The organism is Nitratireductor sp. L15S-10 (assembly GCF_045011005.1).
In the GTDB taxonomy this organism is placed as follows: domain Bacteria; phylum Pseudomonadota; class Alphaproteobacteria; order Rhizobiales; family Rhizobiaceae; genus Nitratireductor.
This window is the reverse complement of the sequence record NZ_CP120674.1, coordinates 1,275,505-1,289,612: the sequence shown is the minus strand read 5'-3', so window position 1 is coordinate 1,289,612 and position 14,108 is coordinate 1,275,505. Positions and strand designations below refer to the sequence as shown.

Sequence of the window (14,108 nt, the reverse complement as noted above, 5' to 3'; positions counted from 1 at the left end):
TCTTAACCGACCGACGCGGCGCTGGCCTCGTCCGGCAGCGCGGCGGCGAGGATGGATTGTTCGTTGAAGTCGGCTCGCTTGATCTCCGCGCTGATGCGCCCTTCGCACATCACGAGGATGCGGTCGCAAATGCCCATCACTTCGGGCAATTCGCTGGAAATGACGACTATGGCCATCCCCTCCTCCGCGAGCTGATAGAGAATGTCGTAGATTTCGGATTTGGCGCCGACATCGATGCCGCGCGTCGGTTCGTCGATGAGTAGAACCCTGACACCCTTTTCCGAGAGCCAGCGGCAGAGAATGACTTTCTGCTGATTTCCGCCGGACAGGTTGATGATGTCCTGCTTGCGCGAGGGTGTGCGCACCCTCAGTTTCTTCAGAAAGGTCTCGGCGACCTGCCCCTCCTGGCGCAGATCAAGCACACCGAACCGTGTCAGATGACGGCGCGAAGAGATAAGGATGTTCTCTTCAAGCGAACGGCCCTGGATGATGCCGTCGAACTTGCGATCCTCGGAGCACAGAACGACCCCCTTGCGGATCGCCTCTGCCGGTTGGCCTGACCCGATGTCCACGCCGCCGACACGCACATGTCCTCCGGCGCGCGGATCGGCACCACTGATCATGCGCAAGAGCTCCGAACGCCCCGCTCCTATAAGGCCGAAGAACCCGAGTATTTCCCCCTTTCGCGCCTCGAAGGAGGCGGGAACGGGCAGCTTCTCGCCGTGAACCCCTTCCACCTCCAGCTCGACCGCTCCGACGGGACGCGCGCGCCACCCCCAGATGTCGCTGATTTCGCGCCCGACCATTTCGGAGACGATTTGCTCGCGCGTGACCCCTTCGATTGTCTCGTGATGGGCAGCAAGTCTGCCGTCGCGCAGAACCGTGAGGCTGTCACAGAGGCGGAAGACTTCATCCAGCCGATGGGAAATGTAGAGAATGACGCGGCCATCCTCCCTCAGCCTGTCGATCAGAGTGAAAAGAATTTCGCTCTCACGAGAGGATAGTGAGGAGGTCGGTTCATCCAGCGCGATGACACGCGCATCGAGCATGACGGCTTTCGCGATTTCGACCATCTGGCGTTCACCGATGGAAAGCTCTGCAACCTTGCGCGTCGGATCGACGGAGATTCCGGCAAGCTCGAGTTTGCGCCGGACATCCTCATACATGGCGCTGAAACCGATGACGCCGCCGGTTGCAGGAAACCGTCCAAGGCAGAGGTTCTCTGCAACTGTAAGCCCCGGCACCAGTTGCAATTCCTGATGAATGACAACGACGCCAGCATCGAAGGCATCGCGGGTCGACTGGTAGTTCTGCGTCTCCCCGTCTATGCGCACAGTGCCTTCATCGGCAGCAGCATCGCCGGAAAGAATGCGGATCAGCGTGGATTTCCCGGCGCCGTTCTCGCCCATCAAGCCATGTACCGCGCCTTTGCGAACTCCAAACGAAACATCGGAAAGCGCTTTGACGCCGGGATAACTCTTCGAGATGCCGGAGAATTCGAGATAGGCAGACATGAAGCCGGCTTCCTCCAAAGCATAGCCAGTGTCGGAAACCCGCCAGAGAGGCGGGAAGAGAGCAGCCGGCATGATTGCACGCCGGCTGCATGGAAACCGCCGGCTATTCGATGCCGAGTTCCTTGCGGACATCCTGATAGTTGTCGCGTAGCGCCAAGGCGCCGGACGTCAGGATCAGCTTCTCGGGCTCCTTGCCGTCGACAATCCACTCATGCATGTTGAGTGCGGTCTCATAGCCATGGCGCTTCGGTGAAATGATCACCGTTCCGAAGAAACCCGTTGGCTCGGGCTTCTTGAATTCGTTGATCGCCGAATCTGCGCCACCAATGCCCACACCGATCATGCCATCGGCGCCAATTCCCACGCCTTCCGCAGCGCGCACCGCGCCAAGGACAGCCTCATCGTTGAGTCCGAAAGCAACCCAATGCTTGATGTCCGCATTCTTGTTCAGAACCACGGTCGCTGCATTGAGAGCAGCCTCGGTGTCCGTACGCGCCTGCGGCGCATCAAAGATGTTGGCTTCCGGAAATCCAGCCTCTTTGAGCTTTGCAATCGCGCCCTCGACCCGATCGACTGCTGTCGGAAGCTGATCGTATGAAACCCGGATCGCACCGACCGTGCTCATGTCCCAACCGCGATTCTTGATCTCGGCAACGATGGCTTCACCGGCGGTCTCGCCAATCTTCACGGCCGAAATTCCCATATGCGGCACATCCGCAAGGGGCTCTCCATCGGATCCGACCAGCCTGTCATCGACCGTCATCAGCTTGAGGCCATTAGCGGCAGCCTTGGCGACAATGCCCGGCCCGAGCTTCACGTCAGGCGTACAGATAATGAAGCCCTGAACACCCTGGACACCGAGATTATCGATGGCTGACATGACTTTCTCGCCATCTTCCGCGCCGATTTTGACCAGCGTGAAGCCTTTTTCAGAAGCAGCTATATCAGCAAACTTCCATTCATCCTGAAACCACGGTTCTTCCGGCTGCTTAACCAGAAAACCGATCTTCACTTCATCGGCCAGCGCCGATCCGGCCAGAAGCGTGCCGGCAATCGCAGCCATTGCTGCGGTTTTCAGAAAACGCATGAGAACCTCCCTGTTGCTCTGCGACGCCCTCCTGAGAGCGGGTGAAAATTACGTCCAATTATCATATTAGTCAATTGCATTTGTATGATAAATAATGCTATTGATTTGACAACGAACAAAAGACGGCCATGACTGCCGACAAGAACCCCTCTCGCGGCTTTCCCGGAAAGCCAGCGGGAAAGAGAATGTGGAGGCAACAGGACAGTGACCGTTTCAACCATGGATGCTCCGGCGGGCAAGTCGATCCGTCCACGGGTCCGCCTGTCGGTGGCGCAGTGTCTCGCCCAGGACATATTTTCGGGAAAGTTCGCGGAAGGCTCCAATTTGCCGAGGGAGAACGACCTTTGCGAAGATTACGGCGTCAGCCGCACGGTCATCCGGGAAGCACTGAAAATCCTTCAGGCCAAGGGTCTGGTTGTAAGCCGCCCTCGCATCGGGACCATCGTGTGTCCGCAGGACGAATGGAACATTCTTGACAACCAGGTCCTTGAATGGATTGGCCCCAACCTCGACAGGATGGGGCTGGTCGACTGTATCCTGGAAGCGCGCGGCGCGATTGAGCCGATGGCGGCAGAACTGGCCGCGCGGCGGGCCACGATGCAGGAAATCGCCGATATCGAAGCGGCGTGGCAGGCGATGGCGAAAGCCGGCAACGATATCGAGGCCTTTATCGCCGCTGACACTGTCTTTCATGAGCTCCTTCTGAAAGCCAGCCACAACCGCATTTTCCAGCAGTTCGGCGCTCTTATGGATCCGGCCTTGAACTTCATGCTGTCGACATCGGCGCATTCGGCCGAGAATCTCGAAGAATCGATCGGGCAACATGGGGCGCTGGTCGAGGCGCTACGATTGCGCGACAGCGAAGGCGCACGCAAGCTCGCCCTCGCGCTTATTGCCAAGGCCAAGCACGATGTGAGTGCCGCCCGGTCTGTCAAATCATAACGCAAAAAGACACGTTTTCATGAAGATAACCAAACTCACCACTTTCCTTGTTCCGCCGCGTTGGCTTTTTCTCAAGATTGAAACCGATGAAGGGATTTCCGGCTGGGGCGAACCCGTTCTGGAAGGTCACGCGGCAACGCTCGCAGCCAAGATCGAAGAGTTCTCCGACTTTCTCATCGGTGCCGATCCCATGCGGATCGAAGACATCTGGCACATGCTCTACCGGAACGGATGCTATCGTGGCGGGCCGGTGCTGATGAGCGCCCTGTCAGGCATCGACATGGCGCTCTGGGACATCAAGGGGCAATATTACAACGCTCCCGTTCACGACCTCCTGGGCGGTGCCGTCCGCGACAAGATCCGAAGCTATTGCTGGATCGGCGGCGACCGTCCTTCGGATCTCGTTGCTGGCGCGAAAGACCTGATGAAGCGGGGGTTCGATGCCTGCAAATTCAACGCCTGCGCGGAAATGCAGATCATCGACAGCTACAAGAAGCTCGATGGCGTCGTCCAGCAATTGTCGGATCTGCGTTCTGCCGTCGGGACCGAGATGGACCTCGCTTTCGATTTCCACGGCCGAGTTCACGCCCCGATGTCGAAGCAATTGCTGAAGGAAATCGAGCATCTCAGACCGATATTCATCGAAGACGCGGTCGATTCCGCTCATATCGGCACGCTGGCCGATCTCTCCCGTCAGACATCCATCCCTCTGTGCATCGGCGAGCGGCTGCATTCGCGCTTCGACTTCAAGCCGGTGTTCGAACAGCGGGCAGCAAGCGTAATCAACCCGGACACCGCACATGTCGGCGGGATCTCCGAAATGCTGCGCATCGCACACTGGGCCGAAGCCTATGATGTGGCCCTTGCACCGCATTGCCCGCTGGGACCCATCGCGCTGGCCGCCTGTCTGCAGGTGGATGCCGTCTGTCACAACGCCTTCATCCAGGAACAGAGCCTTGGCATCCATTACAATGCCACCCAGGACATGGCCGACTATCTCGAGCCGGGTCATGGTTTTGAACTGGAGGACGGCTTTCTGAAAATCCCCAGGGGACCCGGTCTCGGCATTCGGGTGAACGAGGAATTTGTGCGAAAGCAGGCAGAGATCGGGCACCGCTGGCGCGCACCGGTGTGGCGCCACGAGGACGGATCAATTGCCGAATGGTAACCGGGCGCCGATTTCACCGGCAAACCGATCTCATGGGCAACCATGACCATGGTCATGCCGGCTTCGGCCAGGTCGCGCATTACCTGAAGCACCTCCCCCACGAGCTCCGGATCAAGCGCAGGGGTCGGTTCGTCAAAGAGAAGCACCTTGGGTTTCATCACCATGGCGCGGGCGATAGCCACCTGCTGCTGCTGACCGCCCGACAATTCTCGCGCATTCCGGTCGATCTTGTCGGAAAGCCCACGCGAGCCAGCAGTTCCGGAGCCTCGGCTTTCACCTGGACGACAGTCAAACGACGCACATGGATGGGCGCTTCAATAAGGTTCTCCATCACCGTCATATGAGAGAACAGGTTGAACGACTGGAACAACATGCCGATCTCAGCTCGCCGCTGGCAGAGTTCGTCGTCCTTCACCTCATAGAGACGGTCACCACGCAGGTCGTACCCCACGAAAGCGCCATCGACGAGAAGGATCCCACCGGTGAGCTTTTCCAGATGGTTGATGCAGCGCAGAAACGTTCTCTTTCCGGAGCCCGATGGCCCGATGATGCAGGCAACCGAGCCGGTTGGCACATCGAAGTCCACGCCCTTGAGAACTTCAAGCTGGCCGTGAGATTTGCGCACACCGCGGGCGAACATCATGGAGTTCTCCGGAACGCCAAAGCGTGCCCGATTTTCGCCGGGCGTGTTGCTCATGCTGAAAGCTCCTTGGCGCGCGGTCCGAATGCGTTGCGAAGTACGCGCAGAGCCCAAGCATCCGTGCGGGCCGGCCTCACCTATTTCCACCAGATCGGCCAGTATGCGCTTTCCTTCAAGGAAGACACCGAACAGCGCAAACGCCATGGCCCGATCCATGACAAGGTTCTACTGGCACCACTTGTTCAGGAACCGAACCTGCCAAAAGACTGGCAGGACACGGATGGCAAATAATTCTCCCAACGCCAGATCTCAGTTCCTCGTCTGATCGGCGAGGTCAAGACGTTTCAACACGTCTTTCATGTCGCGAATTTTCCGCGCGGACGTTTGCCGCGCCGCACTGGAGGAAAAGCCGAAGCCAACGATCTCATGATCAACCCCGACTGACACGCTGCAGGAGGCATGAAACGACCGAATACCGGTGGCACGCGCAATCTCACCCAGATTTTCCGGCTTCAGGCCCGAACCTGCCATGATCTCGATGCGATCGCCCGCATGGGCGCGCATGGCTGCGAGCGCATTCTGCCCCTCCAGAACCGTCGGAGCGCCGCCGGACGACAAAATTCTTTCAAAGCCGAGCAGAACAGCAAGGTCGATTGCCGCCAGCCGATCCTCCACCGTGTCGATGACACGGTGGAGCGTGCGCCCCATGCCCGCACTTGTTTCGCTCAACATTTCAAGAGCATCCTTGTCGAGCACACCCTCGACAGTCGCCACTCCAAGCACAACGCCTGCGAGCCCTGCTTCCCGAGCGGCCGCAATATCATCCTGCATCAGAGTGATCTCCCCCGCATTGAAGCAGAAATCACCCTGACGTGGCCGGATCATCGCGTAGGCGGGCACGCCGCATTTGGCTGCCGCCCGCATCAAGCCATGAGAGGGTGTGAGCCCGCCAAGCGGCAATGCCGAACACAACTCAATACGGTCGACCTCACCCTCAACGCACGCTTCCACTCCCTCCAGAGTGTCGACACAGACCTCAAGGGTTGCCCGCATCGTGTGCCTCCCTTGCAAAGATCGCAGCCCCGATCAGTGCGCTCTCAACTCCACCCCGTACAGGGACGAGCAATCGGTCCCTGCGTTCTATGAGGCAGCGCTGACGCACCTCGGCATCGAGTGCCTCCATGAGCAGTTCGTCCTGTGCCAAGCCACCACTGACCGGTACGATGGAAGGGTCGATCATATTGACCATGTTGGCCAGTGCTCCACCGACAATGTCCAGAAACACGTCGACGGTCCGCGTCGCCTGTTCTCCTCCACCGTGCCATTGCGCAAGAATTTCGTAACTATCACTCTCAAGACCATGAAGGTGCTCGTGCAGTCGTTCGATGCCGCGCGCGGCGCCAAGCGTATCGACACACCCCGTCTGCCCGCACCCGCATTCGATAGCAGGCAGCAGAGTACCGGTCCGCATCGCACTGGCCGGCCCATGCCCCCACTCTCCCGCATTGCCCGTGGCACCGGTCATCACTTTCCCGTCGATAATGACTGCACCACCAATACCGGTGCCAACAATCGCCGCAAGAACATGCCGGTGCCCCACACCTACCCCCGCCTTGGCCTCGGCAAACGCAAATGCGTTCGCATCGTTCATGACATAAACCGGACGCGCCAGAGTTTCACCCAGATCCCCGGCGAGATTGCGGCCCGTAATGCAGGGAATATTGGCACTGCGCGCCAATCCGGTATGCGGATCGATCACCGCCGCGATCGAGATGCCAACGGGCGTGCTGGCCTCTCCCGCCATCGCCTTCACTGTTTCAAGAAACGCGCCATAATCGTCCGCAGGTGTGACCTGCCGGTGGCGGATGACAGGCTTTTCGTTCTCGCCCATGTCGGCAACAACGGTTTTGGAGCCGCCGATGTCAAAACAGCATGTCATATCAGCCCTTTCGTGTTGGCCGAACTTCGGTGGAGCAGGCCAATTCCTTCTCAGGTCTCCTCCAGAGAAAGTTTGCCCTCGACAAGGAACCGAAAGCGGCCACGACCACATTTGTCGATGACGATACCTGCTCCGCGCTCGCTCAATCGTCGTTGAAGCAACAACAGCCGCGCCTCCAGATTGTCGATGTAGTCGGGCAATCTCAGCGCTGGATCGAGACGGAGTTCCCGATTGGTGAACGCGACACGCCCACTCTGCGCATGTTCCCGCGCAAGCTTCCAGAGGATAGCACCCGCCACGCCACGAATGATGTAGACATCGTCGACAAAGACCGAATTGTCGATCCTGTAATGTCGGAGCCGAATGGCCTTGCCACCGGCATCACTTCCCGAGAGAGCCGGCTGCGCGCGCTCGGCAGTCTCGTCTTTCTGCAATAGCGCAACCCGCGCAGACACAAGCTCCGCAATCAGGGTCAGCGCATCCTCTTCGTCATAGCCAAACTGGTTGGGCTCTGTGCTTTCGGCAAACAGCACCCCCATCGTCTGGTCTTCACACAGAATGGGAACGGCAATCTGGCTCTGCGGTGCCTCAAGGCCCGGGAAGGCGATGGCATTGGCACATGCCCACTCCAGCCCGGCCGCCCTGGCACTGTCCAGAACGGCAGCGCGATAGGTATATTGCGACGTCATATGCCCAATGCGAATGGGAACGCGCTGTGCGGCTGCGACCCCGATCACGCCATCCCCGAGGCCAACTTCGGAACCGATGCCGGAGAAGGGATAGCCACGCGAACTGACCGTGTAGAGGCGGTTGGAGATCTGGTCGAGCATCAACACCATGGCGTGCTCGATCCCGAAATGCTGCTGCAGACAGGCGAGCAGCGTATCGAACAATTCCCCCATCTCAGAGGCTCGTGAAAACTGCTCGCAGCTACGCCGTGCGGCCGCCAGTGCATTGCGCTTCGTGGGCCGGGCCATCACCTCGCTCGCGACCGGCTCTATCTCACGCACACGAAAAACATCGGAACCAAGCAGACGGAAAACATCCTGCATGCCGCTATGCGAGGCAATTCCTGCAAGCTTGGCACGCATGATCTCAAACAGTGGACCGCTCGTCTGCGTTTCCAGATATTCCAGCGTGAGGCGATACTGCGCATTCGTATCCGGGTCGACAACAGTGACGGAAGCCAGTCTGGTCGCGAGCAGATTGCGGCGGGTCTTGTTGAAGAACTGATAGGACAGTGCAACGTGATCGGGATCGACATACTGCACATGTGAAATCAAAGACACATTGGGGATACCGTCAACGTCAGCCGTGGCAAGTATCGAAGGAACGATGCCCTCAAGCGCGTTGCGTATCTCGGGAAGCCTAGGTGTCATCATTTGCGCAGTTCCGCCCCAGCCCCCGGTCCCGGGGTCTGCACAAACGCGGCAACTGGATCAAAATCGAGCGCGACGAGATCGCCCACGTCGACCGCACAATACGCTTCGGTGAAGCTGCGGGCATAATCCACATCGCGAAGTTCCTGCTCGAGTCCAGCCAACTGCTCCACCGCAGCCTGCCTGTCGCTCAATGAGGGTTCACCAGTGGCAGCGTTGATCCCCTTGATCTGGATGGATCGATGGGTAAGCGGTTGACTGAAGGTGACAGCGACCGGAGCGCCCCGATCCGCTGCGGCAAGTAGCGCATGACTGCTTCTGCGCAACAGGAGGATGCGCATGCGCCCGTCTTCCAGGACACGACACGCGCAACCCTGACCGCTCAGTGGAACATTGCCCCTGCCCCCGACCGCGATAATCACACTGACACCGCTCTGACAGAACTCTGCAAGTTCAGCCGTCAGAACGCTGCCCGAACCAAGATCGTCCTTGCAGGCGCTGAGCGCCTCCAACTCGGCTTCAGGAGAATGAGGGCGCTGGGCGCGCGGCATGTCTGGTTTCGCTTTCCCTGGATCGCTTGAGGGATGCAGGCCCATCCCGACGCGCAAGAAGGCTATTTAGCATTTTTTTATGATCTCTTGCAGCTAGATTTAGCAGGCTCCGGAAATCCCGGTGAACTATTCGACTGGTCATTCGCTGCCGCGTTCATGGCAACGTCAGCAGCGATCAACCCGAAGCAACCGCAAGGAAGAAGCGCGAAGACGGACGCCAAAACTTGGCGCGGGGATACGCCGATACGGGAACGGGTCTGAACCCTTCCCTGACCACCGCCCCCGAATGTCTGAGCGCTGGTTCCAAGCTGTTGTGTGCGGAGTAGCGGCCAAAGACGGTGCGTCTCTCCCGCATGGGACACCGAAATAGTTCAACCAGGATAAGCAAGATGAATTATCTCATTCGTCCAGAAACGGATTTATCCGACGCGGCAGGGCTTCGCCTGAAGCCGCTTCTGACGCAGGTTAAGGGCAAGCCCATCCGACCTTCGGATGCTGAATATGAGCAGGCTCGGATACTCGCGAACAACAACTGGGACCACCAACCCGCATTGATCATGCGGGTGGCCGACGTACACGATGTGGCGCTCACCCTGCGCTTTGCCCGGGAACAGGGCATCGAAATAGCGGTTCGAAGCGGGGGACACTCCACATGCGGCCATGGCTCCTGTTCCGGCGGCATCGTGATCGATCTGCGCGACCTGAACGCGCTTGAATTCGCACAGGATCAAAGCTGGGTCTGGGCTGGCGCCGGGCTCACGGCTGGCGAGGTTACTGCCGAGGTCGAAAAGCGCAAGCTTATCGTTGGTTTTGGGGACGCGGCCACGGTCGGCATTGGTGGGCTCACGCTCGGTGGCGGCATAGGATACATGGTCCGCAAGCACGGCCTGACAATCGATTCCGTCCTTGCCTTCGAGGTGGTTACAGCCGCAGGTGAAGTCCTGATTGCTGACGCCGACAATCATCCTGACCTGTTCTGGGCCCTCAGAGGCGGCGGCGGCAATTTCGGTGTCGTGACACGCTTCAAATACCGACTTCATCCGCTTCCCGATTTCACTGGCGGACCGCTCATTCTGCCCGTAACGCCCGAGACACTGACCGGTTTCGCAGCAGCAGCGGAGACAGCCCCTGATGAACTTTCAACGATTGCGATGGTGATGCCGGCACCTCCCATGCCCTTTTTGCCGCCCGAAATGGTTGGAAAAACGGTTCTCATGGGGATGATGGCCTTCGCGGGACCGGCCGATCAGGCTGAGAAGGCGCTCGCTCCCTTCAGAGCGCTGGCGAAGCCGATAGCAGATCTTGTGGGCCCAGCCCCCTACAGCTCGATGTATATGCCCGACGACCCGATCCTCCATCAGTCGGTCTCCATACGCACCACCTTCATGGACGGGGTCACAAAGGCGCAGGCGGAGAAGATGCTTGAGCTCATTGAAGGCAACGACGCCCCTCTGCGTATGATCCAGGTCAGGGTGCTGGGTGGAGCTGCAGCCCGCGTCGCGCCGGAAGCAACCGCTTTCGCGCATCGGCAAAGAAAGATCATGACGGTGTTTCTGGCCATCGATAGTCCAGAGACACTGGCGCGAAATGAAGAATGGGTCTCTCGGTGTCTGAAGGAACTGGCCGAAAACGACCTCGGCGCATATGTGAACTTCCTCGCCGACGAGGGTGCGCAGCGCATCCGCCAAGCATATCCCGAGGCAACCTGGAACCGCCTGCGGCAAATCAAACACCGATATGACCCGGACAATATCTTCCGGCTCAATCAGAATATTCCGCCCGCTGTTTAAAATCAGGACGGATCAAGCGTATCCGGCGTCGGGGCTTTCCTCCGGCGCCGGAGTTTTTCTCGCTTTTTGGTCAAGCGCCCTCGCGGAGACGCTCTTTCTCGGGCGGGCTTGGCATGAATTTGCGTTCTGCTGCGCGTCGCGCTTCCTTTCGTTCCGCCTTCTGCCTGGATAGGAAAAGGGCGACTGCGTATTGCAGGCCAATCCCGACAGTCAGCAACACGGCGTCTGAAACGAAACCGGTTTCAAAGCGCAATCGCAGGATCTGCAGCACAATCGCCAAAACCGACCCTGAAGCGAAAACGGCGAGACCGTTCCTGCCCATCAGCTCGATCGGCCGGAAAACCGGCCATTGAAAGGCCTTGATCACCCAGGCAACGTTGGTCAGGACATAAGCAAGCGCAAGGGCATGCAGAAGCCGCGGCAACGCCAGAAAGGTCTTGTCAAAGCCCGCAATGAAGAATGGCAGAAACTTGCGCCCTGGCAGCGCACCCGCCTTGAGCAACACCCAGATGCAGGAGAATGCCAGAAACGCGACGCATAGCCAGAACAGCCACGCGCGATAGGGTACGAGCTTTCTTCCCTCAAGCATGCACAGGCCGCCCGCAATTCCCACAGCGTAGATCAGTTGCCAGGCTACCGGATTGAAGAACCAGCCCCCCGGATTCGGGTAGTTTGGCAAATTCAGGCGAAAGGTGCCTGCAAGTAGCCAGACAACAACTGCAGCTCCGATTAACGCGAGCGGGCTGCGCAGACCGATCATGATGTAAAACGGCGAAGCAAGCAGAAGCACGGCGTAGAGCGGGAGGATATTGAAGTAGCCAAGCTGATGGCCCAGAAGTGGCACGCCGACCATGGTCTGCAATGGTTTTGTGAGAAGCGGTCCGAAATTGATCCGGCCGAGCATCTCGAACACGCCGAAATACAGCGCTCCACCGGCAACCAGCGCAATGGCCAGAAGTGACGACACGATGTGCGTGACGTAGAGCAGCCCCGCGCGCCGCCAGACCTTCATGCAGGACGAAAGGAATGCTCCCTCGCGAAAGCCGCGCGAATAGGCGAGCCCCACGGCAATACCGGACATGAGAACAAAAGCCTCGGCTGCGTCCGAAAAGCCGAAATTGCGGGAAGTCAAATTCTCATAAAGATTTCCCGGCACATGGTTGATGAAGATCGTGATCAGGGCGAGACCACGAAACACGTCCAGGCGCTGGTCACGGCCAACGCTTGCGGGGATGAAGGGGGCGTTCATGGGGCAGCCTCACTGCTCCGCGTCAGCGGGCTCAAGCGCCGGTTCTGCCACCGGCGGGCTTGCGGGCGCAGGCTCTGCAGCGCCTCGCCAATACGAGAGAATGGCTTCCTGACGCAGGACCACCGGCGACCGTTCACGATCGTCTTCCGTCTGGAACAGCCCCCCCTCCCCAGCGTCGATTGCACTCCACGAACTGATATGGATGAGAAACGGTGCAAACACCTGGGGGCCGGCCACAAGAAGCAGCCATCCCACATATTCCGGGGCGAACTGGAAAGCGAGCCCCAGTGTCACGAGGCCCGTGGCGCTGATCCACCAACTGGCAGACCAGGCTTCAGAAAGGCTGACAGACCCTGCTTCCCGGTCGGTAGCGGGCCAGCCGCCATCCATGCCGAGAAAAACCTCCATCACCGCACGGCACTGATACATAAGCATGATCGGCGCGAGCAGACTGGTTGATAGTATCTCCGTCAATGTGTTGAGAAGCGCCCGGCCAGTACCGCCGAAACGCTCATTCACGCCACTCAAGGCTCCACGCAGAACGATCAGTAGTTTCGGCCCGATCAACAGCCCGAAAACGCCGACGAGCAGGGTCAGGGCAAGCCCCTGTTCGACTCGCGGAAAAACGGGAAACAGACCCGGTTCGGGGAAATAGTCCGGCACACCCTTCAGCAACGGTGCCGCGATCGAGGCCATGATGAACAATGCCCATAGCGGTGATGCGACATAGGCCATGATGTTCTGGACAAAGACGAACCGGCTCCACGGCTTCAGGCCGGGAGCCACCATCACCCGAGCGTGCTGAAGATTGCCCTGGCACCAGCGACGGTCCCGCTTGGCAAAGTCCACCACATTGTCGGGCCCCTCCTCATAGGAACCGGAAAGATCCGGATCGACGCGAACGATCCACCCATTGCGGGTCAAGAGCGCCGCTTCGACATAGTCATGGCTGAGAATATGCCCACCGAACGGGGGCGTCCCAGACAATTCCGGCAGCCCGCAGCTTTGAGCGAAAGCCCGCGTACGGATAATGGCGTTGTGTCCCCAGAACGGGCCGGCCTCACCCTGCAATGAGGCTAGACCACGGGTATAGATCGGGGAGTAATAGCTGGTAGAAAATTGCATCGCACGACCAAAGAACGAGCGTGCGTGGACGATCTTGGGAAGCGTCTGAAGCAAACCCAGCCTGGGCTCGCAATCCATACGCCGCACCATCTCGGCCATGGTCGCGCCTTCCATCAGACTGTCGGCGTCGAGAACGATCATATAGTCGTAGAGAGCACCGGACGTCCTGATAAAATCGGCAATGTTTCCAGCCTTCTTGCCGGTATTCTTCTCCCGCCGGCGATAATAGATCGCCGTATGCGCTCCACACTCCGCCTGCAGACGCTGGAACCAGCGCTCTTCCAACGCCGCAACGCGCTCATCGTTCGTGTCGGATAGGATCGCGAAATCAAATCGACCGGCGGCACCCAGCGTGTGGAGGCTGCCGATCATCGCGGCTACATGGGAAAAGGTCTTGACCGGATCTTCATTGTAAACAGGGACAAGAACCGCTGTACGCGCCTCTGTCGGAGCGAGTTCGAAAGGTTCCTGTTTCTCCGGAAAGGGAGGGCTCAACAAGCCGTTGAACGCATAGGCTGCGCCCCATGCTAGCCAGGCGGTGCTGGCGGCCAGGAGCACGATCCGGATGGCGTCGATCCATTGGATCCCATCGGCCGAAAAATATCCGACTGCAAGCGAAGCGACGAGCCCCGCCATAAGCAGGCAGAAAAGGATCGACAATACGCGTCTTACGCTGACCATCACACTCTCGCGGCGTTCAATGACCGCCCCTTCCGACGGTCAC

At 59.0% G+C, this 14,108-nt stretch carries 12 protein-coding genes and 1 pseudogene; 4 read left to right on the top strand and 9 right to left on the bottom strand.

All coding sequences use genetic code 11. From position 1 onward, the window contains the following. Nucleotides 1–2: 2 nt before the first annotated feature. Both araG and P2W41_RS06215 read right to left on the bottom strand, forming a co-directional pair. Nucleotides 3–1,514 (bottom strand): L-arabinose ABC transporter ATP-binding protein AraG, encoded by a 1,512-nt coding sequence (araG, locus tag P2W41_RS06220; RefSeq protein ID WP_404934931.1) that lies wholly within the window; start codon nucleotides 1,512–1,514, stop codon nucleotides 3–5. 103 nt (nucleotides 1,515–1,617) lie between these two features. Next, nucleotides 1,618–2,601, bottom strand: a complete 984-nt coding sequence (locus tag P2W41_RS06215; protein ID WP_292896977.1) for an arabinose ABC transporter substrate-binding protein — start codon at nucleotides 2,599–2,601, stop codon at nucleotides 1,618–1,620. Nucleotides 2,602–2,820: 219 nt separating this feature from the next. Here P2W41_RS06215 and P2W41_RS06210 point away from each other — a divergent pair, with 219 nt between their 5' ends. Together P2W41_RS06210 and dgoD are read left to right on the top strand one after the other, a co-directional pair. Next, nucleotides 2,821–3,543 carry a FadR/GntR family transcriptional regulator gene (locus P2W41_RS06210; protein ID WP_404934930.1) on the top strand — a complete coding sequence of 241 codons (723 nt, stop codon included), beginning with the start codon at nucleotides 2,821–2,823 and terminating at the stop codon, nucleotides 3,541–3,543. Between the two features lie 19 nt (nucleotides 3,544–3,562). Then, a complete protein-coding gene (gene dgoD, locus P2W41_RS06205) occupies nucleotides 3,563–4,711 on the top strand; it encodes a galactonate dehydratase (protein WP_292896981.1) in 1,149 nt (382 codons plus the stop codon). Between the two features lie 182 nt (nucleotides 4,712–4,893). Here dgoD and P2W41_RS06200 read toward each other — a convergent pair. After that, nucleotides 4,894–5,351: pseudogene (locus P2W41_RS06200) on the bottom strand (ATP-binding cassette domain-containing protein); the annotation flags it as partial. 69 nt (nucleotides 5,352–5,420) lie between these two features. On the opposite strand from P2W41_RS06200, the gene P2W41_RS06195 reads away from it, so the two are divergent. Continuing rightward, a complete protein-coding gene (locus P2W41_RS06195; RefSeq protein ID WP_404934583.1) occupies nucleotides 5,421–5,642 on the top strand; it encodes a hypothetical protein in 222 nt (73 codons plus the stop codon). 18 nt (nucleotides 5,643–5,660) lie between these two features. On the opposite strand, the gene P2W41_RS06190 is transcribed toward P2W41_RS06195, so the two are convergent. The 4 genes from P2W41_RS06190 to P2W41_RS06175 are packed head-to-tail and all read right to left on the bottom strand — an operon-like array spanning nucleotide 5,661 to nucleotide 9,220. Continuing rightward, complete coding sequence (locus tag P2W41_RS06190) at nucleotides 5,661–6,404, bottom strand: copper homeostasis protein CutC (RefSeq protein ID WP_404934582.1); 744 nt, start codon at nucleotides 6,402–6,404, stop codon at nucleotides 5,661–5,663. After that, entirely contained in the window at nucleotides 6,388–7,290 is a 903-nt protein-coding gene (locus P2W41_RS06185) for an ROK family protein (RefSeq protein ID WP_404934581.1), read from the bottom strand. The genes P2W41_RS06190 and P2W41_RS06185 overlap by 17 nt, the downstream gene beginning before the upstream one ends. 50 nt (nucleotides 7,291–7,340) lie before the next feature. Next, a complete protein-coding gene (locus P2W41_RS06180; protein WP_404934580.1) occupies nucleotides 7,341–8,672 on the bottom strand; it encodes a GAF domain-containing protein in 1,332 nt (443 codons plus the stop codon). Next, complete coding sequence (locus P2W41_RS06175) at nucleotides 8,669–9,220, bottom strand: hypothetical protein (RefSeq protein ID WP_292896989.1); 552 nt, start codon at nucleotides 9,218–9,220, stop codon at nucleotides 8,669–8,671. Before P2W41_RS06175 ends, P2W41_RS06180 begins: the two co-directional genes overlap by 4 nt. Before the next feature lie 389 nt (nucleotides 9,221–9,609). Here P2W41_RS06175 and P2W41_RS06170 point away from each other — a divergent pair, with 389 nt between their 5' ends. Next, nucleotides 9,610–11,010: an FAD-binding oxidoreductase gene (locus tag P2W41_RS06170; protein ID WP_404934579.1), complete on the top strand. Its 1,401-nt coding sequence runs from the start codon at nucleotides 9,610–9,612 to the stop codon at nucleotides 11,008–11,010. A 70-nt stretch (nucleotides 11,011–11,080) separates the two neighbouring features. On the opposite strand, the gene P2W41_RS06165 is transcribed toward P2W41_RS06170, so the two are convergent. Together P2W41_RS06165 and mdoH are read right to left on the bottom strand one after the other, a co-directional pair. After that, nucleotides 11,081–12,259, bottom strand: coding sequence for an OpgC family protein (locus P2W41_RS06165; protein ID WP_292896991.1), 1,179 nt, complete (start codon nucleotides 12,257–12,259; stop codon nucleotides 11,081–11,083). Nucleotides 12,260–12,268: 9 nt separating this feature from the next. Further along, complete coding sequence (gene mdoH, locus P2W41_RS06160; protein ID WP_404934578.1) at nucleotides 12,269–14,065, bottom strand: glucans biosynthesis glucosyltransferase MdoH; 1,797 nt, start codon at nucleotides 14,063–14,065, stop codon at nucleotides 12,269–12,271. Nucleotides 14,066–14,108 lie beyond the last annotated feature (43 nt).

Bases quoted from the DNA above. Each gene is read 5' to 3' on its own strand.
- P2W41_RS06180 (WP_404934580.1), bottom strand. From the start codon at position 8,672: ATGATGACACCTAGGCTTCCCGAGATACGCAACGCGCTTGAGGGCATC.
- mdoH (WP_404934578.1), bottom strand. From the start codon at position 14,065: ATGGTCAGCGTAAGACGCGTATTGTCGATCCTTTTCTGCCTGCTTATG.
- P2W41_RS06215 (WP_292896977.1), bottom strand. From the start codon at position 2,601: ATGCGTTTTCTGAAAACCGCAGCAATGGCTGCGATTGCCGGCACGCTT.
- P2W41_RS06210 (WP_404934930.1), top strand. From the start codon at position 2,821: ATGGATGCTCCGGCGGGCAAGTCGATCCGTCCACGGGTCCGCCTGTCG.
- P2W41_RS06170 (WP_404934579.1), top strand. From the start codon at position 9,610: ATGAATTATCTCATTCGTCCAGAAACGGATTTATCCGACGCGGCAGGG.
- dgoD (WP_292896981.1), top strand. From the start codon at position 3,563: ATGAAGATAACCAAACTCACCACTTTCCTTGTTCCGCCGCGTTGGCTT.
- P2W41_RS06165 (WP_292896991.1), bottom strand. From the start codon at position 12,259: ATGAACGCCCCCTTCATCCCCGCAAGCGTTGGCCGTGACCAGCGCCTG.
- P2W41_RS06175 (WP_292896989.1), bottom strand. From the start codon at position 9,220: ATGCCGCGCGCCCAGCGCCCTCATTCTCCTGAAGCCGAGTTGGAGGCG.
- P2W41_RS06190 (WP_404934582.1), bottom strand. From the start codon at position 6,404: ATGCGGGCAACCCTTGAGGTCTGTGTCGACACTCTGGAGGGAGTGGAA.
- araG (WP_404934931.1), bottom strand. From the start codon at position 1,514: ATGTCTGCCTATCTCGAATTCTCCGGCATCTCGAAGAGTTATCCCGGC.
- P2W41_RS06185 (WP_404934581.1), bottom strand. From the start codon at position 7,290: ATGACATGCTGTTTTGACATCGGCGGCTCCAAAACCGTTGTTGCCGAC.